Raw genomic sequence first — 23,109 nt, forward strand, 5'->3', positions numbered from 1 at the left:
TCAGCAGCGCATGGAAACGATCTTCCGCCACGACTCCTACGCGGCCCGCTGCGACGCGACCGTCGTCTCGTGCGACGCCCGCGGCATCGTCCTGGACCGGACCGTCTGCTATCCGACCGGCGGCGGCCAGCCCGGCGACACCGGCGTGCTCCGCCATGACGGGGCCGAGTTCCGGATCGCCGACACGATCAAGGGCGACGGCCCCGATACGGTGATCCACGTGCTTGAACCGGGTGTGCCCGCGCCGGAGCCGGGCGCTCCGGTCGTGGTCGAGCTCGACTGGGGCCGGCGATTCGCCCATATGCGCATGCATACCTGCCTGCACCTGCTGTGCGCGGTGGTGCCGGGGGCCGTGACCGGCGGCCAGATCGGGGCGAACCGGAGCCGGCTGGACTTCAACGTCCCGTCCGGCAGCCTGGACAAGGACGAACTGACGGTGGCGCTGAACCGGCTGGTAGACGGCGACCATGCCGTGCGGTACCGCTGGATCGACGATGCCGAGTTGGAGGCGAATCCCGACCTGGTCCGCACCATGTCGGTCAAGCCTCCGACCGGCACCGGCAAGGTCCGGCTGGTCGAGATCGACGGCGTGGACCTCCAGCCCTGCGGCGGCACGCACGTCGCCCGCACCGGCGAGATCGGCCCGGTCGAGGTCGTCAAGATCGAGAATAAGGGCAAACAGAACCGGCGCGTGGTCGTCGCGCTCGCAACTTGACGGCCGGCTGAGGCCGCACCGATCTTTCGAGGGGAAACGATGCCTTACTCCAAGCCCGACGCGCTGGTCAGCACCGACTGGCTCGCCCAGCACCTCAGCGCTCCCGATGTCCGGGTGGTCGATGCGACCTATTTCCTGCCGGGCGCCGACCGCGACGCCCGCGCCGAATACAACGAGCGCCACATTCCCGGCGCGGTGTTCTTCGACATCGACGAGATCGCCGACGTTTCCAGCGACCTGCCGCACATGCTGCCGGCGCCGGAGAAGTTCACGTCGCGGGTCCGCAAGCTCGGCCTGGGCGACGGCGTCCGCATCGTCGTCTACGATACCCACGGCCTGATGAGCGCCGCGCGCGTCTGGTGGATGTTCCGCGTATTCGGCCACCGGGATGTCGCGGTGCTGGACGGCGGCCTGCCGAAATGGATCGCCGAGGGGCGGCCGGTCGAGGATCTGCCGCCGATGCCGCGCGAGCGTCATTTCACCGCGCGCCTCAACACTTTCCTGGTCCGCGACGCCGGGCAGGTCAGGGACACCATCGACAGCGGGCGCGAACAGATCGTGGACGCCCGCGCCGCCGGCCGTTTCACCGGGGCCGAGCCCGATTTCTGGCCTGGCCGCAGGGCCGGGCACATCCCCGGCAGCCTCAACCTGCCATTCGCCGACTTGCTGAACGCCGGGGACCGCACCTTCAAGTCGGCGGAAGAGCTCCGGTCGCTGGTCGACAAGGCCGGGATCGACATGAAGCGCCCGGTCGTCACCAGCTGCGGCAGCGGCATCACCGCCTGCGTCGCGGCGCTGGGGCTCTACCTCCTGGGCAAGGAGGACGTCGCGGTCTACGACGGCTCCTGGGCGGAATGGGGCCGGCGCGAGGATCTGCCGGTCGAGACCGGTCCTTCGAAGGCAAGCTCCTGATAGCGGCGAAGGAGGCCTGATGCCGACCCCACCCGATCTTCGCGTCGTGCCGGGTCTGCCTCCGGGCAAGCTCCGCGTGGTCATAACCTTCCTGGAGATGACCAGCCCGCCCAACGCGCCGAAGCTTCGTCCGCCGGTCGAAAAACTGGCGCTGCTTCGGGCGGAGCGGCCGACGGTCTCCTTCTATCGTTATCTCTACAATACGGTCGGAGAGCCCTGGCTCTGGGTCGACCGGCGCAAGCTGGACGACGACGCGCTGGCCGCGATCATCCATGATCCCAAGGTCGAGATAACGGTGCTGTATGTCGGCGGCGTTCCGGCCGGCTTCGCGGAACTGGACCGGCGCGGCAAGGACGGTACCGTGGACCTGCGGTATTTCGGCATGATCCCGGAATTCGTGGGCATCAGGCTCGGCCCCTTCCTGCTGGGCTGCGCGATCGACGCGGCCTGGACGGGAGGGGCCCGGAAGCTGACCGTCAATACCTGCACGCTGGACCACCCCAAGGCCCTTCGCCTGTACCAGCGCGCCGGGTTCGTCCCGGTCCGGCAGGAAGTCCGCATCGCCGACGACCCCCGCGTTACAGGCGTGATCCCGCCTAATGCGGCCCCTCAGCATCCGATCGTAACTTCTTGAATTCTTAAGTGCTGCCTCCTATGGTCCCGCCCTGATACGAGCACCCCAGACAGCAACGGACGATACAGTCATGCGTGCCTTCGAAGGCCAACACTCGGACAACGTCGCGATCAAGCGTAGCCGCGACCAGAAGGTCGTGCTGCTGAAGCAGCTCCGCGAGCAGTTCGCCGCCCTCAAACCTACCGTCGCGCCCGGCATCCGCACCGCCATGGCGAAGCGGATCTCCGACCTGGAAAAAGAAGTCGGCGGGCGGTAACGACCGCTGCACGATGGTTTCGATCATTCCCGCACAGGTCGGGCTTCGACCGGCGGGGCGAACGCCGGCACCCGGCATCGACGCTGCCGCCTCCGCCGGGGACCACCTGCCGCGAACCCTGACCGGAACCCATCGAAGGCGCTGCGCGGCACTCCTAGCCGGTATGGAACACGGCCAGCCAGACTGTGGGCTGGTCGGGATCCGTCCAGGCGACGCGGTGACGCTGGCGGGGCGGAATGTTCATGTGATCGCCAGGCCCTAGCAGCCTGGTTTCCGCCTCGCCCTCGATCTCCAGCACGGCGGACCCGGTGAGTACAAGCACCCACTCGGCTTCCTCCTGATCATACCAGAATCCTGGCGGTGACGCCTGACCGTGGGATACGATGCGCTCGATCCGCACGGCCCGCGCCGACAGCAACGGGGTATGGATTTCTTCCGTTTTCGCTTCAGGAATTTCTTTCAACACGTTGATCATGAACGAAATTGCCCTTCCGATAGCCCCAACGATTGCTGCAGCGCACCATTAGGGTCATACCCAATTGCTTCGTCACCGCCCCGGCATTCGTGGAGACTTTATGTCACAAGTGGTTTTATCGTCGGACGGATCGCTTACGTTCGTACGATCATGGACCAGGCGTGCAGCCCAGGAATAGGATGTCGTGTATGGATCAGGCGTTGACGGCGACCCGGATGCGAAACTTGACCGTAGAAAAGGCGTCCCGCTGGATCAAGGAATGGGACCGGCAGCAGGAAGGCTATGTCGGTCACCGGGAGACCCGATTCGAGATCATCGCGGACGCCCTGACGGCCGCCGGCCTCGTCGCCCCCGTCATCCTGGACCTCGGATGCGGCCCCGGCAGCCTGGGCGACCGCCTGGCGGAACGCTTGCCCGGTGCGGAGGTCGTCGGCCTCGACTATGATCCCGTCCTCCTCACCCTCGCCCGCGCCGTCCACGCCGAAAGCCCCGACCGGAGTTGGATCGAACTGGACATGCGGCGGCAGGACTGGGTCGACTATCTGGACGGCCGGCGGTTCGACGCCGTCGTCAGCACCACCGCCCTGCACTGGCTGGGCGCTCCGAACCTGATGCGCGTATACCAGGATCTCACGCAGGTGCTGGCGCCCGGCGGCGTCTTCGTAAATGGAGACATCTGTTCCTACGACCAGACCCAGCCGACCCTCAGGCGCATGACGGCGGCGTCGATCAAGGCGAACCGGGCGGCGGCGAAGGCGGATGGCGCCCACGACTGGGTCGGCTGGTGGGAAGCCGTCGCGGCCGAACCCGCGCTGCAGGCTGCCGTGGCCGAACGCCACCGCCGATTCTCCAATCTTCCGCGCAAGCAGGAGATGACCATGGAGTTCCATCTGGCCGCCCTGCGCCAGGTCGGGTTCCGCGAAGTCGGCTGCGTTTGGCGCCATCTCGGCGACTATCTAGCCCTGGCATTGCTGTAGCCCGGCGCTTTTTTGACTCCCCGGCCAAAAATCCGGATCTGTAACAAAAATACTCTTGCATCTGTGCACAGAAAGAGTATCTCAACGGTCGTTGACGCACCCGCACGTGCCGCTGGCCCTTTGAGGTTATGTAACGACGTACCGCGTCCTTTTTGGCAGAATCGGTCATCCGTGGGCCGATCCCGAGAGGGAGGTAAGTATGTTAGATTTCGGCCAGAAGGCTTTAGTACCGTAAGGTAGCGGGCAAATCCGCCGGCGCTGAGAAGGTCCGCACACCGCATGTTCAGCGGTGCCGGAGCGTCGCCCGATTTGCCACCCACATCCCCGCTCAATTCGTCCATTCCCGCGGCTTTCAAGCCGTTGGGGTCGTTTTGTCTTCATGGGTCTGCCGGCGCGGCCGCGGCCCACGAGAGGATGCGTCATGGCTCAAGTCCGCTACCGTTCCGCCGTCTCGCCGCTGCGCCGAGGCACCACGCTCAACCGCCGCGGTTCGCCGTCGGTCCGCCGTCCGGTCACCTGCGTCGACAACCTGGTGGAGGCGCTGCGCCCGTCCGACCCGATCCATTGCCTTCGCCCCGCCGTCCTGTCGGCGACTGCCGCCCGTTTCGTCTCCGCGTTTCCCGGTGACGTGCTGTATGCCGTGAAGTGCAATCCGGAACCGGCCGTGTTGCGTGCGCTCCACGAAGGCGGCGTGCGCCATTTCGATGCCGCATCTCCGGGTGAGGTCCGTCTGGTCCGCCAGATGTTCCCGAACGCCGAGATCCACTACATGCACCCGGTCAAGTCGCCGGACGCCATCCGCCAGGCCTATTTCGACTTCGGCGTGCGCGATTTCTCGCTCGACAGCGCCGAGGAACTGGAGAAGCTGGTCGAGCAGACCGATGGTGCCGACGACCTGGGATTGTTCATCCGCCTCGCCTTGCCGAAGGGCACGGCCGTTTACGACCTGTCGGGCAAGTTCGGAGCCGCTCCGGACGAGGCTGCCAGGCTGCTGCGCAGCGCCCGCGCCATCGGCCGCAAGGTCGGCATCTGCTTCCATGTCGGATCGCAGTGCCTGGATCCCGCCGCCTACGAGCGGGCGCTCGAACTGGCCGGCACGGTGATCGCGCAGGCCGGCGTCGAGATCGACGTGATGGATGTGGGCGGCGGCTTCCCGGTCAGCTATCCCGGCGTCACCCCGCCTCCGCTCGACGACTTCATGGAAGCCATCGCGCGCGGCTTCGCGCGCCTGGGCCTGCCGTCCCGCACCCGCCTGTGGTGCGAGCCCGGCCGCGCCCTGGTCGCACCGGGCGTCTCGCTGCTTGTCCAGGTGATCAAGCGGCGCGGCAACGAACTGTTCATCAACGACGGCGTCTACGGAAGCCTGTCCGATGCCGGCGTCCCCGCGTTCCGTTTCCCGGCGCGCATGATCCGTCCCGATGCCGGAACCTCGGACGCAGCGGAAGAGGCGTTCGCCTTCTACGGCCCGACCTGCGACAGCGCCGATTACATGGCGGGCCCCTTCATGCTGCCGGCCGACATCCGGACCGGCGACTGGATCGAGCTGGGACAGCTCGGTGCCTATGGCTCCTGCCTGCGGACCGCGTTCAACGGGTTCGACAATGCCCGCCTCGTCGACGTGACCGATCGGCCCCTCCTGGAAACTCCGGGTTACCTGGATCTGGCCGATGAACAGGCCGATCTGTCCGATCGGAGCGGCGAAGCTGCAATTTCGGTCGGCTACATCACGGAACAGGCTGCCTGAACGCAGCCTCTCCTCTACTCTCTCACCCGTCAACCCATCCACCCAGCGGGGCCCCGACATTCGTCAGCCACCTCCAGCCTGTTCGGAAAATGCCATGACCACGACCAATCCCATCGTCAAGTTTGCCGGCCGCATCGTCATCGTCGGTTTCGGCAGCATCGGCCAGGGCATCTTGCCTCTCCTGCTGCGCCACATCGACATGAAGCCCGAGCAGATCTCGATCGTGACGGCCGAGGACCGCGGCAATGCCGAGGCGGAGGAATATGGCGTCAAGTTCCACCGCGTGGCGCTGACCCGCGACAACTTCCGGACCGTGCTCGACCCCATGGTCGGCGAGGGCGACTTCATCCTGAACCTGTCGGTCGACGTATCCAGCCTGTCGCTGATCAAGTTCTGCCATACCCGGGGCGCCCTCTATCTCGACACCTGCATCGAGCCATGGGCCGGTGGCTACACCGACACGAGCCTGTCGCCCTCGCTGCGCTCGAACTATGCGCTGCGTGAATCGGTACTCCAGCACAAGGGCGGCTTCGCCAACGGTCCGACCGCGGTGATCACCCACGGCGCCAATCCGGGACTGGTCTCCCATTTCATGAAGCAGGCGCTGCTCAACATCGCCCGCGACACCGGCCTGGAAGTGAAGGAACCCCGGACCCGCAACGGCTGGGCCGAGCTCGCCCAGACGCTGGGCATCAAGGCCATCCACGTTGCCGAGCGCGATACCCAGGTGGCCAACATCCCCAAGAAGCGCGGAGAGTTCGTCAACACCTGGTCGATCGACGGCTTCGTCGGCGAGGGCGCCCAGCCGGCCGAGTTGGGCTGGGGCACCCATGAGAAGGGCCTTCCGCCCGACGGCCGGCGCCACGAGTTCGGCTGCGATGCCGCGATCTACCTTATGCGCCCCGGCGCCGGCACCCGGGTGCGGACCTGGACGCCGAAGGAGGGCCCGTTCCACGGCTTCCTGATCACCCACAGCGAAGCGATCTCGATCGCCGACTACCTGACCGTCTGGGACCGCACGTCCGTCCGCTACCGGCCTACGGTCCACTATGCCTACCACCCGTGCGACGACGCGATCCTGTCGCTGCACGAGTTCGCCGGCAAGACCTGGGCGCTGCAGCCGGAAAAGCGCCTGATGATGGACGAGATCATCGGCGGCATCGACGAGTTGGGCGTGCTGCTGATGGGTCATAAGAACGGCGCCTACTGGTTCGGGTCGCAGCTCTCGATCAAGGAAGCCCGCGAGCTCTGTCCGCACAACAACGCGACCAGCCTCCAGGTGACCGCCGCCGCCCTGGCCGGCGTGATCTGGGCGATCGAAAACCCGCGGGCCGGTATCGTCGAGCCGGAGGAGTTGAACCACAACCGCGTCCTGGAAATCGCGGCTCCCTATCTGGGCAAGCTGACTGGCGCCTACACCGACTGGACTCCGCTCCACAACCGAGGCGTCCTGTTCCCGGAGGACGTGGACACCTCGGACCCTTGGCAGTTCAAGAACTTCCGAGTGGTCTGATCAGGACGGCCCCTGGCCCTGCGGCACCCGCCATCGCGTCGGGTGCCGCTTTGCCCTGCCCGATCTGCGGCTCGTCAACGCTGGAAGGGCCACTGTAGTTTACCGCCCGTCCGGTCCCATACGCCGACAGCATATCAGCAGCCCGTCCGACCCATGCCTTGACGCCCGCACTGTCCTTGAACCGCCAAGGAACGGGTCGATATGTTAGCATCCTAATAATAAGTTCGCTTGGTTCTGTATCATGAGTGCAAAGACCGCCAATCTCCGGGCGACCTTCGGGTTCCGCTTGGCGCGGATCGCGCGCCACTGGCGCCGGGAGATCGACGACGGCCTCCGTCCCTACGGCCTGACCGAGGCCACCTGGCTGCCGCTGCTGCATCTGTCCCACATGGGCAACGAAGCGAAGCAGAAGGATCTCGCCGCCTCGCTCGACATCGAGGGCGCGTCCCTGGTCCGCCTGCTGGACGCGCTGGAATCGTCCGGCTTGATCGAGCGGTTCGACCACGAGACCGACCGCCGGGCGAAGGTGGTCCGGCTGACCGCCCGCGGCCTCGACCTGCTGGACGGCGTCAACGGCGTCGCCGCCGGCATCCGCCGCCGCCTGCTGCTCGGCGTGCTCGACGACGAGATCGCCTCGACGCTCCGGATCTTCGACCGGATCGAGCAGAGCTACCGCCTCGATCATCCGGACGACGAGCCCCAGGAACTCAAGCGGGCGGCTGGCTGAAGCACCGTCCATGTTCCTGCTCGATCCCCGCAACCTGCTGTTCGCGGCCAAGGCGTACGGTGCCGCGATGCTGGCGCTCTACATCGCCTTCGCGATGGACCTGCCCCACCCGTCCTGGTCCATGCTGACGGTGTTCGTCGTGGCGCAGCCGCTGGCGGGCATGGTCCAGTCCAAGGCCGCGTACCGCGTGCTCGGCACCATCGTCGGATCGAGCTTCGCGGTCTTCGCGATCACCGCCTTCAACGGTTCGCCGGAGTTGCTGAGCCTGGTTCTGGCGCTGTGGGTCGGCGTCTGCGTCTATGCGACCGTGCTGGAGAAGACGCCGCGCAGCTACGCTTTCATGCTGGCCGGCTACACCGCGGGCTTCGTGGCCTTCCCCATCGTGGACACCCCCGCCATCATCTTCGAGACGGCCATCGCCCGCTGCCAGGAGATCATCCTGGGAATCCTCTGCATGGTTCTGGTCAGCCAAGTCGTCTTTCCCCAGCGGGTCGGCCCCCAGCTCATGGGACGGCTGGACGCCTGGCTCGCCGATGCCGGCCGCTGGTCGTCGGACGTGCTGACGGAACGGACGGCCGGAACCGCGGGCGAGGCAGACCGGCACAGGCTGATCGTCAACGCCGCGGCCCTCGATGCCCTCCGCGTCCACGCCAGTTACGACACTCCCGAGCTTCGGGGAGCCGAAGCAGGCATCCGCCGGCTCCAGCGCCGGCTCCAGATGCTGCTGTCCAACGCCGTGTCGATCCAGGACCGGCTGCGCACCCTGCACCGGACCCGTCCCGACCTGGCCGAGGCATGGCACCCGCTGCTTGCCGACGCGGCGTCCTGGATCGACGGCTCCGCCGGCTCGGACCGCCCGGGCCGGCAGGTGGCCCGTGACGCCCTTCTCTCCCGGATCGATGCCGCGGCCCCCTCCGACGCGGAGATCCGCCGCGATGCCGACGCCCTGCTGGCGCGCTCGCTGGCGGCCCGGGTTCGCGACCTGATCCTCTACTGGGACGAAAGCCTGACCCTGCGGGAAGCGATCGGATCCGGCGAGCGGGTCGCCTCCCGCGAGGACGCGCCGTCCCTGCACCGCGACCACCTGCCCGCCGCCCTGTCCGGCGCCGCGGCGTCGGTCGCCGTCCTGCTCTGCACCGGCTTCTGGATCGCTACCGGGTGGTCGCACGGTTATCTCGCCGCGATGATGGCGGGCGTCGGCGCCAGCCTGTTCGCGACGCTCGACAATCCCGCCGGAGCCGCCGCCAAGTTCCTGAACCTCGCGATCGTCGCCATGCTGCTCGCCGGCGGCTACCTGCTGTTCGTCCTGCCGGCGGTCACCAGCTTCCCGATGCTGGTCGTAGCGCTGGCGCCCGTCTTCATCCCGCTGGCCGCCGCCATCGCCGTGCCGATCCACATACCGGTGGCCCTGCCGGTCCTCCTGACGACCGCCGCCACCCTGGCGCTCCAGAACACCTACACCATCGACTTCGCCGAGTTCCTGAACGGCGGTATCGCCCAGGTGGTCGGCCTCGGCTCGGCGGTCGTGGCGCTGTCGCTGACCCGCTCGCTGGGTGCGGACTGGACCGTCGGCAGGCTGATGCAGGCCGTCCGGCGCGACCTGGCCCGGCTGGCGGGAGGCGACGCCACGCTCGACCGCCGCCGGTTCGAAGGCCGCATGTACGACCGCCTGAGCGGCCTCGTGCCCCGGCTGGCCCTGGTCTCGGCCAAGCCGGAGGGGCAGCACCTGATGCGCGACGCGCTGGCCGGGCTGCGCGTCGGCCTCAATCTGCTGGCGCTGCGCCGCGACCGCGACCTGCTCCCGGCGGAGGCGGCGGCCGAACTGTCGCGCGTGCTGGCCGCACTCCGCGGCCACTTCGCCGAGGCCAGCGGCGACCGGTCGATGGACGACCTCCGCACGGGCCTGGACGGTGCCTTGACCCGCCTGTCCGCGATGGAGACGGGACCGGCCGGGACCGAAGTGCTGCTTTCGCTGTTTGGCATCCGACAGGCGCTCGTCCATTTCCAGCGGCCGGCGTGATTCAAGGATACGCCATGAAGGAACTCGATATCGCCGGCGTCTATGTCGCGCCGATCCTCGGCTGGGCGCTGGTTGCCCTCGTGGTCTGGACTATGCTCCGCCGCCTGATCGACGGCCTCGGCGCATCGCGCTGGATCTGGCATCGCGGCCTGTTCGACGCGGCGCTGTTCGTCATCGTCCTGGGCGGCGTGGCGGCGGTCGCCGGATAACGGAACCATACGAAGATGAAACTCACCATTCCCCTCGCCCGCATCGCCGTCACGCTGGTCACGGTGGCCGTCGCAGCCGTCGTCGGCTGGTACCTGTGGGACTATTACATGGCCCGGCCCTGGACCCGCGACGGGCGCGTCCGCGCCGACGTCATCCAGGTGTCGCCCGACGTCTCCGGCATCGTCGCCCGCGTCCAGGTCCGCGACAACCAGCATGTCCGGCGCGGCGACCTGCTGTTCACGATCGACCAGGACCGCTACCGGCTGGCGGTGGAGCAGGCCCAGGCGCTGGTCGAAAGCCGCCGCGCCGACATGGTGCAGCACGAGCGCGACATGGACCGGCAGCACCGCCTGAGCGGCGGCGTGGTGTCCGTCGCCGACCGGGAAGCGGCCGAATCCGCCTTCGCCATCACCCGCGCCAGCTTCCGGCAGGCCCAGTCCGACCTCGACATGGCGAAGCTGAACCTGGAGCGCACCGACGTGCGCGCGGTCGCCGATGGCTACGTCACCAACCTGGAGCTTCATGTCGGCGATTACGTGCAGTCCGGCAGCCCGGCCCTGGCCCTGGTGGACAGCAACTCCTTCCATGTCGTGGGCTATTTCGAGGAGACGAAGCTGCCGCGCATCCGAGAGGGTGCCCGCGCCTCGGTGGCCCTGATGGGCCTCGGCCAGACCTTCCGGGGGCACGTGGACAGCATCGCGAGCGGCATCGTGGACCGCGAGCGCAGCCAGAGCCCCGATCTGCTGGCGAACATCAATCCGACCTTCACCTGGGTCCGCCTCGCCCAGCGCATCCCGGTCCGCATCACGCTGGACGACGTCCCGGACGGATGGCAGCCGAGGGCCGGCCTGACCGCGACCGTGACCATCCTTCCGGACCCGGATCCCGTGGAACGATGATTTTCCTCGCCGATGATCCGCACGATCATTTGGCACGATCATTTGAAGGTGTTTCGGGCAGAAGGCGGATTGCCTGCCCGATCCAACGCACGGACTATTCCCCGGCAAGTTCCACGCGAGGCATCCATAAGACAACAAGAGCCTCGATCAGAAGCCGGGAGGGAACGTGACAGCCGAGACCCTGACCAAGAGCGTCGAGATCGACGCCGCCGCCGATCCGGAACGGGGCGACCGCTCCGCCGACATCGACTACATGCCGCCCCTGACCCAGGCGGTCCCGCTGGGAATCCAGCACGTCCTCGCCATGTTCGTCGGCAACGTGACGGTCCCCATCATCCTGGCCAAGGCCGTGGGCGCCACGCCGGACCATATCGTGTTCCTGGTCCAGGCGGCCATGTTCGTCGCCGGGGTGGCGACGCTGGTCCAGACGCTGGGTATCGGCCCGGTGGGCGCCAGGCTGCCGATCGTCATGGGCACCAGCTTCGGTTTCGTCCCCGTCATGATCCCGATCGCCCAGGTCTACGGCCTGCCCGCCGTCATGGGCGGCGCGCTGGTCGGCGGCCTGCTGATGGCCGGCGCCGGCCTGTATATCCGCCGGATCAATTTCCTGTTCCCGCCGGTCGTGACCGGAACCTTCGTCGTCATGATCGGCATGATCCTGCTGCCGGTCGGGTTCGCCTATGTCGGCGGCGGCTTCGGCGCCGCCGATTTCGGGGCGCCCCGCCACCTGCTGCTCGCCGCCCTGGTGTTCGGCGTCACCCTGGTGTTCCACCAGTTCTTCAAGGGCTTCCTTGCCATGGCGGCCGTGCTGATCGGGCTGCTGGTCGGTTACGTCGCCGCCATCCCGCTCGGCCTGGTCGATTTCTCCAAGGTGGGCGACGCCGGCTGGTTCCAGCTGCCGCAACCCTTCGCGGTCGGGATCGAGTTCCACGCCGCCGCCATCGTCGCGATCGGCCTGATGGCCGTCGTCACGGTGGCCGAGTCCATCGGCGACATCGCCGGCACCGCGATCGGCGGCGCCAACCGCGAGCCGACCCGGCGCGAGCTGTCCGGCGGCGTCATGGCCGACGGGCTGATGAGCAGCTTCGCCGCCGTCTTCAACGCCTTCCCGCAGATCAGCTTCAGCCAGAATGTCGGGCTGGTCGCGCTGACCGGCGTCGCCAGCCGCTTCGTGGTGGCGATCGGCGGGCTGTTCCTGATCGTGGCCGGCCTGCTGCCCAAGCTGGGCGCCCTGGTGTCGACCGTGCCCAACGCGGTGCTGGGCGGGGCCGTCGTGATCATGTTCGGCCTGATCACCAGCGCCGGCATGAAGATGCTGAGCCGGATCGAGTTCAACAAGCGCAACATGCTGATCATCGGCGTCTCGCTCGCCGTCGCGATCGGCCTGCCGGCCCAGAAGGGCCTGATCGCGGTGGCCCCGGACGGCTTGCAGACGATCCTGGAATCCGGCCTGATCCCCGGCGCGATCGCCGCGATCCTGCTCAACCTCCTGCTGCCCCAGGGCGGCAGCGAGGAAGAGCACCACTGATCGGCCCTGCCCACTGACCCGCACCTGAAAGGACCGGCCCGATGCGGCTCTGGATCAAGGACCCCCTCGCCATCCTCGCCGACGGCGCCGACCGGGGAATCGTCGTGGAACAGGGCCGCATCGTCGAACGGGTGGCGGCGGGCCGGGAGCCCGCCGTCCCGGCCGACGCGGTGTTCGACGCGGGCAGCCACGTCGTCCTTCCCGGCCTGATCAACACCCACCATCATTTCTACCAGACGCTGACCCGCGCCCTGCCCGCCGCGCTGGACAAGGAGCTGTTCCCCTGGCTCAAGGCTCTCTATCCCGTCTGGGCCCGGCTCGACGCGCGGGCCCTGGAATCGGCGGTCACGGTGGCGATGGCTGAACTGATGCTGTCCGGCTGCACCACGACCACCGACCACCACTACGTCTTCCCCACAGGGCTGGAGAACGCGATCGACATCGAGGTCGGCGTAGCCCGCCGGCTGGGCATGCGCGCCGTGCTGACCCGGGGCTCCATGAACCTGTCCGAGCGCGACGGCGGCCTGCCGCCCGACGGCGTCGTCCAGGACGAGGACACCATCCTGGAGGACAGCCGGCGCCTGATCGAGACGCACCACCAGCGGGGCGACGGGGCCATGGTCCAGATCGCGCTGGCGCCCTGCTCGCCCTTCTCCGTCACCCGCTCCCTCATGACCCGGACGGCGGAGCTGGCGGAACGGCACGACGTCCGCCTGCACACCCACCTTGCCGAGACGGAGGACGAGAACGCCTTCTGCCTGGAGACCCTGGGCCGGCGGCCGCTCGATTACCTGGAAGACTGCGGCTGGCTCAGCGATCGCGTCTGGCTGGCGCACGGCATCCACTTCACCCCCGCGGAGATCGACCGCCTGGCCGCCGCCGGGACCTCGGTCACCCACTGCGCGTGCAGCAACCAGGTTCTGGCGTCCGGCATGTGTCCCGTCCACGGCATGGAGCGCGCTGGCGTCAAGGTGGGCCTCGGCGTGGACGGCTCCGCCTCGGCCGACAGCTCCAACCTGATCCAGGAGGTCCGGGCCGCCTTCCTGCTCCAGCGTCTCCAGTACGGCGTGACGGCGGTCAGCCACCGCGACGCGCTGCGCTGGGCGACCGTCGGTTCGGCGGCCTGCATCGGCCGGTCGGATCTCGGCACCATCGCGGAAGGGCTCCAGGCCGACCTCGCCCTGTTCAAGCTGGACGAGCTGCGTTTCGCCGGACACGGCGACCCGCTGGCGGCGCTGGTCCTGTGCGGCGCCCACCGGGCGGACCGCGTCATGGTGGCCGGCCGCTGGACCGTCGAGGACGGCCGGATCCCGGACCTGGACACGGCGGAGCTGGCGCGTGCCCACCAGTCGATCGCCCGCCGGATGACGGCGGACGCCTGAACCTCAGCCCTCCAGAGACGCCCCGACCGGCCCGAATCCCCGCAGCGGCATCTCGGCCGGCCGTTGCAGCCAATTGTCCTCGGGATAATGGCAGGCCCCGTCGATCACATGGAGGGCATAGGCGCCGCGCGGGTGAGGCGACCGGTTGGGTCCGCTCCGATGAGGCGTCAGCCCGTGCATCAGGACCAGCGTCCCGGCCTCGGCTTCGACCGGCACGAAGTCGGCGGTCGAGAAGTCGTCAAGTCCGCCCAGGCGCTCCAGGGCTGCACCGCCCCCGGGCCGGCGCCGGAACCGGGACAGCAGTCCGCGCCGCTGTCCTCCGGGCTCGACCCAGAGGCAGCCGTTCTCCGTCGTCGCATCCTCCAGTGCGAACCAGAACCCCAGGACGCTCTGGGGCTCGGTATAGAGCCAGGTCGCATCCTGGTGGTTGCCGATCTCGCCGCCGGTGTGCGCCTGTTTGAAGATCACCATCGACTGGAGCAGACGGGGATCGGCCATGCCGACCTGGTTGCAGATGCGCCCGAGGCGCGGGTCGCGCGAAAAGCCGTCGAACAGCGGATCCAGGTCGTGCAAGGCATGGCCGATCTTGTCGACCCCCTGCCAGGCGGGAGCGTGCGACCCGGCCGCCGCGGGCTGTTCATGGTCGAAGAAGATCCTGATCTTGTCGCCGGAGGTCAGGAAATAGCCCTCGTGCTCGGCATCCCCCAGCTTCGGCAGGAATGCCATCCGCTTCACCTCCCAGGCGAGTTGCGCGGCCAGTGCCCGTGAATAGTCGAGAAGTGCCTGGCATTCGGTGCGGGATACGAAACCAGGCAGTACCAGATAACCAGCCGATCGAAATTCGGCAATCTGTTCCTTACTCAACACGGGATCGTTCCTTGTCTGAGGATCAGGCTGCGGCGGTGGGCTTGCTCCCGACTTCCGCGGCTCTCGCCTGAGCCGTGTCCTACATACTAAGTAATATTCCGATTGACGGTGCCGAATCGTTGTTTAGGCCACCAAAGTCAGGAGTTAGGGAACGGACCATGTATCCATGCCCCCGAATGACCTGTGCAAAACTTCATAGGTTCACCCCTAATTCATGCCCTCAAATCCGGGCATGCCGGGACTCCTTCGGAACCATTTTGCAACGTTCGACAGTCTCATGTTTCATGTGCAGCCAAGAAGTGATTTTGCGAGGTATGACGCCTTATGGACAGGCACCTGTCCATAAGGCGTCCCCGCCCGCCGACGGACCGATACGCCGGTCCCGCCGTTGCCGGTCCGCAGGTCGCCTATCCGTCCTGATTGTAGGTCGTGACGGCGATTTCGACCATCCGCTCCAGGACCCGGTCGATGTCGATGTCGGAACTGGCTTCGTCCACCAGCACTTCCTCCAGGTAGGTGCGGAGGCTGAAAGGCTCGACCTCGCCGATCTCGTGCTTCGCCATCAGCGGCATCTCGCCCAGCGCCTTGGCGGCGCGCTTCAGTCTTGCTTCCTGCATTTCCTGTTCCTGTAGTCGTTGCAATCCAATAACGTCCGGTATGGGAGTATGACGCCGGGTATTCCCCGATTGCGGACGATAAAGGGCCGTACGGGCCAGGAAGGTATGGGATGTTCCTTTCGACCGTGGAAGGTCGTTACTGGGTCGAATTGATCGATCAGGCGACCGCGGATTGGGAAAGTTTCCGTATGAACCATGCAGTATCCAAGTATTTTGCCAAACATGTCGCCGATCGGCGCGCGGTGCCGCCCGGCGACTTCGCCGAGGCGCGCTTCTTTTCCCTCCGGAACAGGAATGCCGATCCGGTATCGACGGCGATGATCCGGCCGAAGCGGATCGATGTCGGCGTCGCCTACGCGAACAAGTCGCCGTTTCCGGATTTCATGGAGGATTACTCGATCCTGGCGCGGCATATGCGCGTCGCCTTCGATACGCGGTGCTATCCTTACGGCCGCTGACGGCCGCCGGTCGACCGTCGGCACGCGGTTTGCTCGAGCCTCGGACCCATCCACGATTCTGTCGGAAACCCGCCAGGATCGCAGCCGAGAGGAGCAATCGATGGTACCGATGCTGACATTGGCCCTGCGGCTCGCCCGCCGGTTTCCCGGCGACGCGGCCCTTCTTGCGGAACTGCGGGAGGACAAGCTGGTCCGCAGGACGATCGACGCCTGCGAGTTCCTGGCCCTGGTGGCGCGCGAACGGCGGACGGTCACCATCGCCGAACTGGCCGCAGCGGTGAAGCTGCCGCTTTCCGGTTCGGCCCAGGCGGCCAACGCGAGGTCGGTCGCCACCATCCTGGCGGCGCTGACCACGTCCGACTTCGAGAGTGCCCGCCCGCTGCTGACCGCCCTGGTCCGCCGCCGGGACGGCAAGCGCCCGCCGCCCGCCTTCTTCGCTCTGGTCGACGATTTCGGCCTGCTCGCCCCCTACGACGACGAGGATGCCTTCCTGGCGGACGAGACCGCCCGGGTGCACAGCGCCTGGGCAGCCTGAGGGGGAAACCCGGAATATTCCGGACCGGCGCGACTTCCCGATTATCGGCCGAGCTGAAAATAGATCATGATGCGGCTGATGCTGGGGGAGCTTGCCGATGTTCGACATGACCATGCTCACGGCGGAAGCGTTCGGGCAGGAGATTTCCAAGGCCTACCGGAACACTTTCGGCGTGCGGGAACCCCACAGGGCGGATTTCCTCGCGTGCGCCGCCCGGCTCGCGGTGGAGCGGATCGCCAACAGCGACGCGCTCTATCACGACGTCCACCATACGATCATGGTGACGCTGGTCGGGCAGGACATCCTGCGCGGCCGGATCATCTCGCACCGGGTCACGCCGTGCGACTGGGTTCATTTCCTGCTGGCGCTGATGACCCACGACATCGGCTATGTCCGCGGCGTCTGTCCCGGCGACGAAGCGGACACCTGCGTGATCGACGAAACCGGCAATTCCGTCCGGCTGCCCAGGGGATCGACCGACGCCTTCCTCGCCCCGTACCATATCGAGCGCTCCAAGCTGTTCGTGCGCGCCCGGTTCGGCGACGATCCGGACATCGACGTGGACCGGGTCACCCGGAGCATCGAGCTGACCCGCTTTCCCGTACCCGACGACGGCGACCACGACGCGACGGATACCGAGGCAGGCCTGGTCAGGGCCGCCGACCTGGTCGGCCAGCTCGCCGACCCGATGTACCTGCGCAAGATCTCGGGGCTCTACTACGAATTCCTGGAAACCGGCGTGGCGGACCGGCTTGGCTACGAGTCGCCCGCCGATCTGGTCGACTATTACCCGGAGTTCTTCTGGACCCGGATCGAGCCCTATGTCGGTCCCGGCCTCCGCTACCTCCAGATGACCAGCTCGGGCAAGCGCTGGATCGCCAACCTGTACAGCCACGTCTTCGCGGTCGAGCACCGGCGCCGCAGCCTCGGGCCCCACATCCCGCAGCAGAGTGCGGACGTGCGAAGCGGGCCGCCGCCGGGCCGCGCGGACGCCGGCTAGGAAGGTCCCGGTCCCTCGGCGCCTCCGGCCGGGCCTCACCGCCGGGCGGTGGCCGGCAGACGGAAGGGCGGTACCGGCGCGGACGGCGCAGACAGCGCGGTGGACCCGAACAGCGCCGCGGAGGCGGTCGAGGTCACTATCGGAAGGCCCGAAAGGTCACTATTCCGCTTGGTGCCCCGCTTGCCGACCGGTGCGGGAGCCGCCGCGACGCGGATCGGCGTGGGGGCCTTCGCCTTGGCGGCGGAGACCGGGGCCGGCGCGGCGGCGGCGCCATGGGCGACTTCCTCCACCTCCGGATCGAAGTCCAGGTTCTCCAGGTCGGCGTCGGGGTGCGGCCTGTCGCCGAGGAAGTGGTGCGGTATGCGCTTGTCCTGGATCACGCCGCGCAGCTTCAGCCACAGCTCGATCGCGCGCAGGCCCAGCCCGAGGCTCTTGCGCTCCACCGCCTCGTCCATGATCGTCTGGACCAGGGCGGCCGCCTCCTCCAGGTCGGCTTGGTGGCCGGCGCGGCGGTCGGCGCGGAGCTGGGCCACGCGAACCCGGATCTCCGGCTTGTCCATCAGGACGGCGCCGCGCTGCTTCGCGCCCTTGGGCGAATAGCCCGCCCGGCGCGCCGCCTCGGCCCCGCCGACGTTACAGGCCATGGCCTGGCAGAAGGCTTCCTGGCGGGGCGGCAGCACGATCACGGGCGGGGAGGACTGGGCGGAGGTCGGGGGCTGATGGTCGAGCATGGCTGGGGCGCCTTGGCCGGATGAGAACAATACATGAACATTAGATCGAATTCGCTGATGATGCAAGGCATCTCGGGCGAAGTGCGGACAAGCTGCAAACCGGGCGCCAGGGCATCCGTGCCAGCTCGGAGTTCCGGTGTTTGCCTCCGCTTGGGCCGTCCTGTTCAACGCCCACTCTCGTCCTGCGCGGGCTTGACCCGCGTATCCACGCGGTGCCACCAACGCTTTCCCGGTTCGCGCGCGGATGCGCGGGTCAAGCCTGCGCATGATGGAATGGTTGCAGGGGCAAGAGGAGGGTTGGGAATCCGTGCAGGCCGTGCCCGGCGCGGCTCATGCCGGCGCGGTCGTCGCTGCTCCCGGCGGCGGGGGAGCGTGCCGCCGGGAGCGTCGAGGCGGTCCCCGGAGGGACCCGGACTCAGGCGCTGGCCATGCCCCCGCCGGGGCCGGTCAGCAGGTCCATGAGTTCGCGCGCGATGCCGGCCTTCTCCTCGCTCAGCCGGGTGATGTCCCGGTCGAGGGGAGCGAGGCCGAGGCGGTCGAGCCAGTCCTTCTGACGGGACCGACGTTCCTCGTAGGCATCGAGACGGGCCTTGTGCCGCCGCTTCAGCTCTTCCCGGTTCTCGGGATGCCGGCGTACCGCGCGCAGGTGGTGATCCTCCAGATCGGCCTGCGAGAAACGCGCCGGCGTGCCGGGCGGCAGCCCGAGCTTCCTGATCTCCTCCGCCGTCCATTCCGGCCGGCGGACCATCGGCTTGCCGCCGGACGGGCCGGGCCGGTACATGGCCGGGATCGTCCGGTACGCCGCCGCCCGGGTGGCTTCCGCCGCGCGGAGCCGGAGGCCGGCGTCGCGGTAGCGGGCCAGCACGGCGGCCACCTCGGCGGAGAACGCCGCCGGGGTGAGCGTCGGTATCGATCCGGGCGTGAACCCGGCCGACGCCAGGGTGACCGGCGCGGCGGTGGCGACGGAGAACAAGAAACGGCGCGAAACCGCGCCGGGTGTGCTAAGGCTGGTTCCAGCCATGATGTGGTTCCTTAACATGAGCATCGTGGTCAGGCCGGGCTGGGGAGGTGCAAACTCCCCGGACCGGCCGCCTGCGCGGGTGCGAAGGTGCGGGGAGACTGGACCGAATACGAGAGAAGGTCAAGATTAATGGACGTCGAACGAGTGGTGTCGGTTGGGTGCGACAGCTGAACAGTTTCAAAGGAGATGATTTGACATTTAGCAGGCTTACAGAACCTCCTTGATCGTTTTGAAGTTGTGCTGCGTACTGCCGACACGCTTGGTAGCGATTCGGCACCCTCGAAAACTTCGGACCCGCTCGCAAGCCGCTCAGTACCAAATCCCCTCTCGGGACCCGCTCGAACTCGAATAGAAATCACCTTTGACATCAGCATGTCACAGTGGGAAGTCCCTCCTGGTGGAAATGCCCGGGCCGTAATAAACCCATGCATTTCATATTGACAACTATCGTACCTCTGAACGCCAATTTGCTTCACTCCTTGCCCAGTGTGGCGCGTAACACTGTGTTGACTGTACCTCTATGGCCGAATGGCTGAGGGGCCGGAGGCATCCGCCTGATCAGCGGGTAAACCGGAAACGGTGTCGCGGCCTGCTTCCCCCTCTTTTCGCGGACGCCCGCTCCGGTGATTCTATTCAACGAGCGTTCGCACTTAAACCAACACTTTTTAGGAGAAACTGCTAACGCCGTACTAAGCTTTGTGCAACATAAAGGACGGTATGTGATATAAAATTGGGCGGGTATGGCAGGCGAGTTAGTGCAGGTGGCGGGGCAATCGATGACGGTGGCCGGAATGGGCGCGCGGGTGCCGGTCGTGATCGCCGCTGAGGGCGAGCGCGCCGCCTTGCGCTACGTGAAGTTCTTTACCTTCACCATTCGCAGCCCGAATACCCGCGCCGCCTATGCCCGCGCCTGCTTGCAATTCCTCGCCTGGTGCGACGGCCACGACCTCGCCTTCCCCGCCATTCAGCCGGTGCATGCCGCGGCGTGGATCGAGGGCTTAAGACGGACGCTCGCCGGACCGACGGTCAAGCAGCAACTCGCCGCCGTTCGGATGCTGTTAGACTGGCTGGTGGTCGGCCAGATTGTGCCGGGAAATCTCGCCGCGCATGTGCGCGGTCCTTCCCATATCGTCAGCACCGGCAAAGGTGCTGTTGGCGGGCATTCCTACAGATACGCTGGTCGGGTTGCGGGATCGAGCGATGATCGCCACCCTGTTCTATACCTTCTCCCGCGTCTCCACCGTCCTGGGCATGCGCGTCGACGACCATTATCCGGTCGGCAAACAGTGGTGGCTCCGGCGCAGGGAGAAAGGCGCCAAGGAACACGCTATGCCCGCTAATCTGGTGCTGCAAGGCCACCTGGACGACTACCTCGATTCGGCAGGCATCGCCGGGGATCGGAAAAGCCCCCTATTCCGCTCTGGTTCCGGGCGCACCAGCCAGCTCACCGACGAGCCCATGCAGTGTGAAAACGTTTACCACATGATCCAGCCCCGCGCCGAGGCGGCAGGACTGGAGGTCAAGATCGGTTACCATTCTTGGCGTGCGCGCGGTATCACCGCCTATTTGGAGAACGGCGGGTTGCTCGAAAACGCGCACCAGATGGCGGCGCATTCCAGCGCAGGGACAACAAAGCTTTATGACCGGCGAGGGAAACTGTGTCAGTCAAAGGGGCTGGGAAGATTTGCCTGTGATTGTAACTTCTTGCTAAAACTCAAAAGATATGTGACGAAATGATTTCCTGGTTTTACACAATGCTAGATCAAAGTGCTGCCATGATGGAAGTAATTAAAGATTTTTTTAATTCAACTTTTTTTACATCAATAGCTGGAGCCTTCGCAGGAGCTTATGGGGCTCAGGTAATAGCAGAACGTGTGAAGTACCGTGCTGAATTGATAAACCAAATTAGAAGTGTCAATACAGCAATAATGATTTCGTTTGGAATATGCAACTCTCTCATTTCTTTAAAGAAGCAGCATGTCAAAGTTATGAGGGACACATTTAATACTCAGAAAATAGAAATTTTGGAGCACTATCAAAATGTACGTTCGGGGAAAATCCCACCCGATACTGAGTTACAATACAATGCTGATTATCAAACTTTGTCTCTTCCAAATCTGCCAGTTAACATTCTCCAAAGCACCATCTTAGAGAAGGTTTCTATTAATGGTAGACCAATAAGTTTAGTAAGTGTCCTTGCGCAGACAATCAACGATTTAGGCTTGTCTTTAGAATTTCGCAACAAGATTATTGAACATAGGAAAGCTAATGAACTTTCACATTCTGAGCAAGTCGCTGTGTACTTTGGATTTCCATTTAATGGAAAGATCAATGCGGAGTATTCTACATCTATAGAAGCGATCTACAACCAGACTGAAGATGGAATTTGGTTCTCACGCAAGCTCTGTCAGGATTTAGAAGATTATGGAAATACAGTCCTTAGGAAATTTGAAAAAAATTTTCGAGATGGAGCACCAAGAGTTAACAGTCCTGACTTTTCTAAGGCAGATAAATTGAATTTAATGCCTTCAGACCAAAATTACGAAGACTGGATTTCTTCTCATCAGAAAGTTGACCTTAAAAATCCAGAGAAAAAAAGAAGTATGGGCAGATATATTCTTATGATCATTCTTGTTTCGATTTCATTGTTTTTGATAGGTGTCATAGTCAGAATTGAGAATCAAAACTATGCAATGACTACTGCGTTATGTCGCCCAAATGATTATGAGTGTCTATCTACAGTGAGAAGTCGTACTTCTTGGGTGTGGCACTTTTACTATGCTATTTTAGATTCGCGTTAAATTCAATTGCTTTATGATTTAGCAAAAGCGTTCCATCGAAGCTGAGACTGCTGCCTGCGCTATCTCAATCCTTGTCCACTTTTAAATAGTGACTTGAGAGTCGACAGGGTTATGATCCTGCCAAGTGTGCTGTTATGGCCGTCCGCTACGGATTGTGCAATGTCAGTAGCCCTTCGTGGCTAACCGGACAGGGCACACAAGATCAGGGCACACAACGTGTTAGTTCCGAAAGCTGTACCAGCAACAGAACCCATTCTCCCCTTCATTCAGAGCCTTCACAACCAGCGAGTCTTGTAGCGACAATCAACGGTCTAGTGGATCATCTCCGGGAGCAGCCCCTCGCCGGGGGCTAACGGCAGGCCGGACGCCGTGCGCATAGTCGCAGCGCTACATCCGGCCACCACCGGCCCCGACTCCGTCGCCGCCTCAGCTCTTGAAGACGACGCCCAGTTCCGCGACCTGCTCCGGGGTCAGCGGACGGGTTTGGTGCCCGTGGAGCAGGAAGTGGAGCTTGGCGGTCTCCTCCAGCTCCTCCAGCGCGTAGAGCGCGTCGTTCAGGGACTTGCCGGCGATCACGGGGCCGTGGTTCGCCAGCAGGACCGCCGCGTGCTTGACCGCCACCTCCTTCACCGCCAGGGCCAGCCGCTCGTCGCCCGGGCGGTAATAGGGCACCAGGGCGAGGTCGCCGACGCGCATCACGTAGTACGCGGTCAGCGGCGGCAGGACCGGCGCCCCGGGCTTGTGGTCCAGGCACGACACCGCGACCGAATGGGTCGAGTGGGTGTGGACGATGGCGCCCGCGTCCGGCCGCACGTCGTAGACGCAGGTGTGCAGGAAGGCTTCCTTGGACGGCGGGTCGCCGCCGACATGACGGCCGGAGGCGTCCAGCCGGGCCAGCCGCGCCGGGTCGAGCAGGCCCAGCGAGCTGTTGGTGGGCGTCACCAGCCAGCCGTCGTCCAGCCGGACGCTGAGATTGCCCGAGGATCCGTGGACCAGCCCGCGCCGGTACAGCAGGTCGCCCATCCGGCACAGGATCTCGCGGGCTTCGTTTTCCCTCGTCATCCGGCTTCTCCCCTCCCCTTCCTTG

The 23,109-nt window shown here is 65.5% G+C and carries 24 protein-coding genes and 1 pseudogene; 19 read left to right on the forward strand and 6 right to left on the reverse strand.

Going from position 1 to position 23,109, the window contains the following annotated elements; translation table 11 throughout:
• The first annotated feature begins 10 nt into the window (after positions 1-10).
• The 4 genes from JL101_RS12510 (at position 11) to JL101_RS12525 (ending at position 2,517) form a co-directional block, all read left to right on the forward strand.
• Entirely contained in the window at positions 11-715 is a 705-nt protein-coding gene (locus JL101_RS12510; RefSeq protein ID WP_203095362.1) for an alanyl-tRNA editing protein, read from the forward strand.
• Between the two features lie 39 nt (positions 716-754).
• Entirely contained in the window at positions 755-1,627 is an 873-nt protein-coding gene (gene sseA / locus JL101_RS12515) for a 3-mercaptopyruvate sulfurtransferase (RefSeq protein ID WP_203095363.1), read from the forward strand.
• Between the two features lie 19 nt (positions 1,628-1,646).
• The gene (locus JL101_RS12520) at positions 1,647-2,261 is read left to right on the forward strand and encodes a GNAT family N-acetyltransferase (RefSeq protein WP_203095364.1); all 615 of its coding nucleotides are present in this window, start codon (positions 1,647-1,649) and stop codon (positions 2,259-2,261) included.
• Between the two features lie 70 nt (positions 2,262-2,331).
• On the forward strand, positions 2,332-2,517 hold the full coding sequence (locus JL101_RS12525; protein ID WP_201080522.1) for a hypothetical protein: 186 nt from the start codon (positions 2,332-2,334) through the stop codon (positions 2,515-2,517).
• Between the two features lie 154 nt (positions 2,518-2,671).
• Here the strand turns inward: JL101_RS12525 and JL101_RS12530 are convergent, their stop codons facing one another.
• Entirely contained in the window at positions 2,672-2,992 is a 321-nt protein-coding gene (locus JL101_RS12530) for a cupin domain-containing protein (RefSeq protein WP_203095365.1), read from the reverse strand.
• Between the two features lie 224 nt (positions 2,993-3,216).
• Here JL101_RS12530 and JL101_RS12535 point away from each other — a divergent pair, with 224 nt between their 5' ends.
• The 9 genes from JL101_RS12535 to JL101_RS12575 all read left to right on the forward strand — a co-directional run bounded on the left by JL101_RS12535 (position 3,217) and on the right by JL101_RS12575 (position 13,992).
• Positions 3,217-3,969 carry a class I SAM-dependent methyltransferase gene (locus JL101_RS12535; RefSeq protein ID WP_203095366.1) on the forward strand — a complete coding sequence of 251 codons (753 nt, stop codon included), beginning with the start codon at positions 3,217-3,219 and terminating at the stop codon, positions 3,967-3,969.
• Between the two features lie 421 nt (positions 3,970-4,390).
• Positions 4,391-5,713: a type III PLP-dependent enzyme gene (locus tag JL101_RS12540; RefSeq protein ID WP_203095368.1), complete on the forward strand. Its 1,323-nt coding sequence runs from the start codon at positions 4,391-4,393 to the stop codon at positions 5,711-5,713.
• A gap of 94 nt (positions 5,714-5,807) precedes the next feature.
• Positions 5,808-7,226: a homospermidine synthase gene (locus tag JL101_RS12545; RefSeq protein ID WP_203095370.1), complete on the forward strand. Its 1,419-nt coding sequence runs from the start codon at positions 5,808-5,810 to the stop codon at positions 7,224-7,226.
• A 241-nt stretch (positions 7,227-7,467) separates the two neighbouring features.
• Positions 7,468-7,953, forward strand: coding sequence for a MarR family transcriptional regulator (locus tag JL101_RS12550; RefSeq protein WP_203095371.1), 486 nt, complete (start codon positions 7,468-7,470; stop codon positions 7,951-7,953).
• Between the two features lie 10 nt (positions 7,954-7,963).
• Positions 7,964-9,973 carry an FUSC family protein gene (locus tag JL101_RS12555; RefSeq protein WP_203095372.1) on the forward strand — a complete coding sequence of 670 codons (2,010 nt, stop codon included), beginning with the start codon at positions 7,964-7,966 and terminating at the stop codon, positions 9,971-9,973.
• A gap of 14 nt (positions 9,974-9,987) precedes the next feature.
• Positions 9,988-10,182: a DUF1656 domain-containing protein gene (locus tag JL101_RS12560; protein ID WP_203095373.1), complete on the forward strand. Its 195-nt coding sequence runs from the start codon at positions 9,988-9,990 to the stop codon at positions 10,180-10,182.
• A gap of 15 nt (positions 10,183-10,197) precedes the next feature.
• Positions 10,198-11,082, forward strand: coding sequence for an efflux RND transporter periplasmic adaptor subunit (locus JL101_RS12565; protein ID WP_203095374.1), 885 nt, complete (start codon positions 10,198-10,200; stop codon positions 11,080-11,082).
• A 166-nt stretch (positions 11,083-11,248) separates the two neighbouring features.
• Complete coding sequence (locus tag JL101_RS12570) at positions 11,249-12,610, forward strand: uracil-xanthine permease family protein (protein ID WP_203095375.1); 1,362 nt, start codon at positions 11,249-11,251, stop codon at positions 12,608-12,610.
• Positions 12,611-12,651: 41 nt separating this feature from the next.
• Positions 12,652-13,992 carry an 8-oxoguanine deaminase gene (locus JL101_RS12575; protein ID WP_203095376.1) on the forward strand — a complete coding sequence of 447 codons (1,341 nt, stop codon included), beginning with the start codon at positions 12,652-12,654 and terminating at the stop codon, positions 13,990-13,992.
• A gap of 3 nt (positions 13,993-13,995) precedes the next feature.
• Here the strand turns inward: JL101_RS12575 and JL101_RS12580 are convergent, their stop codons facing one another.
• Complete coding sequence (locus tag JL101_RS12580; protein ID WP_228435427.1) at positions 13,996-14,859, reverse strand: phytanoyl-CoA dioxygenase family protein; 864 nt, start codon at positions 14,857-14,859, stop codon at positions 13,996-13,998.
• A gap of 407 nt (positions 14,860-15,266) precedes the next feature.
• A complete protein-coding gene (locus JL101_RS12585) occupies positions 15,267-15,476 on the reverse strand; it encodes a hypothetical protein (RefSeq protein ID WP_203095378.1) in 210 nt (69 codons plus the stop codon).
• Between the two features lie 110 nt (positions 15,477-15,586).
• Between JL101_RS12585 and JL101_RS12590 the strand changes: the two genes are divergently transcribed.
• The 3 genes from JL101_RS12590 to JL101_RS12600 all read left to right on the forward strand — a co-directional run bounded on the left by JL101_RS12590 (position 15,587) and on the right by JL101_RS12600 (position 17,469).
• The gene (locus JL101_RS12590) at positions 15,587-15,934 is read left to right on the forward strand and encodes a hypothetical protein (protein ID WP_203095379.1); all 348 of its coding nucleotides are present in this window, start codon (positions 15,587-15,589) and stop codon (positions 15,932-15,934) included.
• A gap of 100 nt (positions 15,935-16,034) precedes the next feature.
• Entirely contained in the window at positions 16,035-16,469 is a 435-nt protein-coding gene (locus tag JL101_RS12595) for a hypothetical protein (RefSeq protein WP_203095380.1), read from the forward strand.
• A gap of 97 nt (positions 16,470-16,566) precedes the next feature.
• Positions 16,567-17,469: a hypothetical protein gene (locus tag JL101_RS12600; RefSeq protein WP_203095381.1), complete on the forward strand. Its 903-nt coding sequence runs from the start codon at positions 16,567-16,569 to the stop codon at positions 17,467-17,469.
• Between the two features lie 35 nt (positions 17,470-17,504).
• Here JL101_RS12600 and JL101_RS12605 read toward each other — a convergent pair whose 3' ends face one another.
• Together JL101_RS12605 and JL101_RS12610 are read right to left on the reverse strand one after the other, a co-directional pair.
• Positions 17,505-18,200, reverse strand: coding sequence for a terminase small subunit (locus JL101_RS12605; RefSeq protein WP_203095382.1), 696 nt, complete (start codon positions 18,198-18,200; stop codon positions 17,505-17,507).
• A 415-nt stretch (positions 18,201-18,615) separates the two neighbouring features.
• Positions 18,616-19,221 carry a hypothetical protein gene (locus JL101_RS12610; protein WP_203095383.1) on the reverse strand — a complete coding sequence of 202 codons (606 nt, stop codon included), beginning with the start codon at positions 19,219-19,221 and terminating at the stop codon, positions 18,616-18,618.
• Positions 19,222-20,012: 791 nt separating this feature from the next.
• On the opposite strand from JL101_RS12610, the pseudogene JL101_RS36890 reads away from it, so the two are divergent.
• The 3 genes and pseudogenes from JL101_RS36890 to JL101_RS12620 all read left to right on the forward strand — a co-directional run.
• Positions 20,013-20,234 (forward strand): annotated as a pseudogene (locus tag JL101_RS36890) (hypothetical protein); the annotation flags it as partial.
• A 187-nt stretch (positions 20,235-20,421) separates the two neighbouring features.
• Positions 20,422-20,958: a tyrosine-type recombinase/integrase gene (locus tag JL101_RS12615; protein WP_267133556.1), complete on the forward strand. Its 537-nt coding sequence runs from the start codon at positions 20,422-20,424 to the stop codon at positions 20,956-20,958.
• Positions 20,955-22,022 (forward strand): hypothetical protein, encoded by a 1,068-nt coding sequence (locus tag JL101_RS12620; RefSeq protein WP_203095386.1) that lies wholly within the window; start codon positions 20,955-20,957, stop codon positions 22,020-22,022. The genes JL101_RS12615 and JL101_RS12620 overlap by 4 nt, the downstream gene beginning before the upstream one ends.
• 426 nt (positions 22,023-22,448) lie before the next feature.
• Here JL101_RS12620 and otnC read toward each other — a convergent pair whose 3' ends face one another.
• Complete coding sequence (gene otnC / locus JL101_RS12625; RefSeq protein ID WP_203095387.1) at positions 22,449-23,084, reverse strand: 3-oxo-tetronate 4-phosphate decarboxylase; 636 nt, start codon at positions 23,082-23,084, stop codon at positions 22,449-22,451.
• Between the last annotated feature and the right edge of the window lie 25 nt (positions 23,085-23,109).

The organism is Skermanella rosea, assembly GCF_016806835.2.
GTDB classification, from domain to species: Bacteria; Pseudomonadota; Alphaproteobacteria; order Azospirillales; family Azospirillaceae; genus Skermanella; species Skermanella rosea.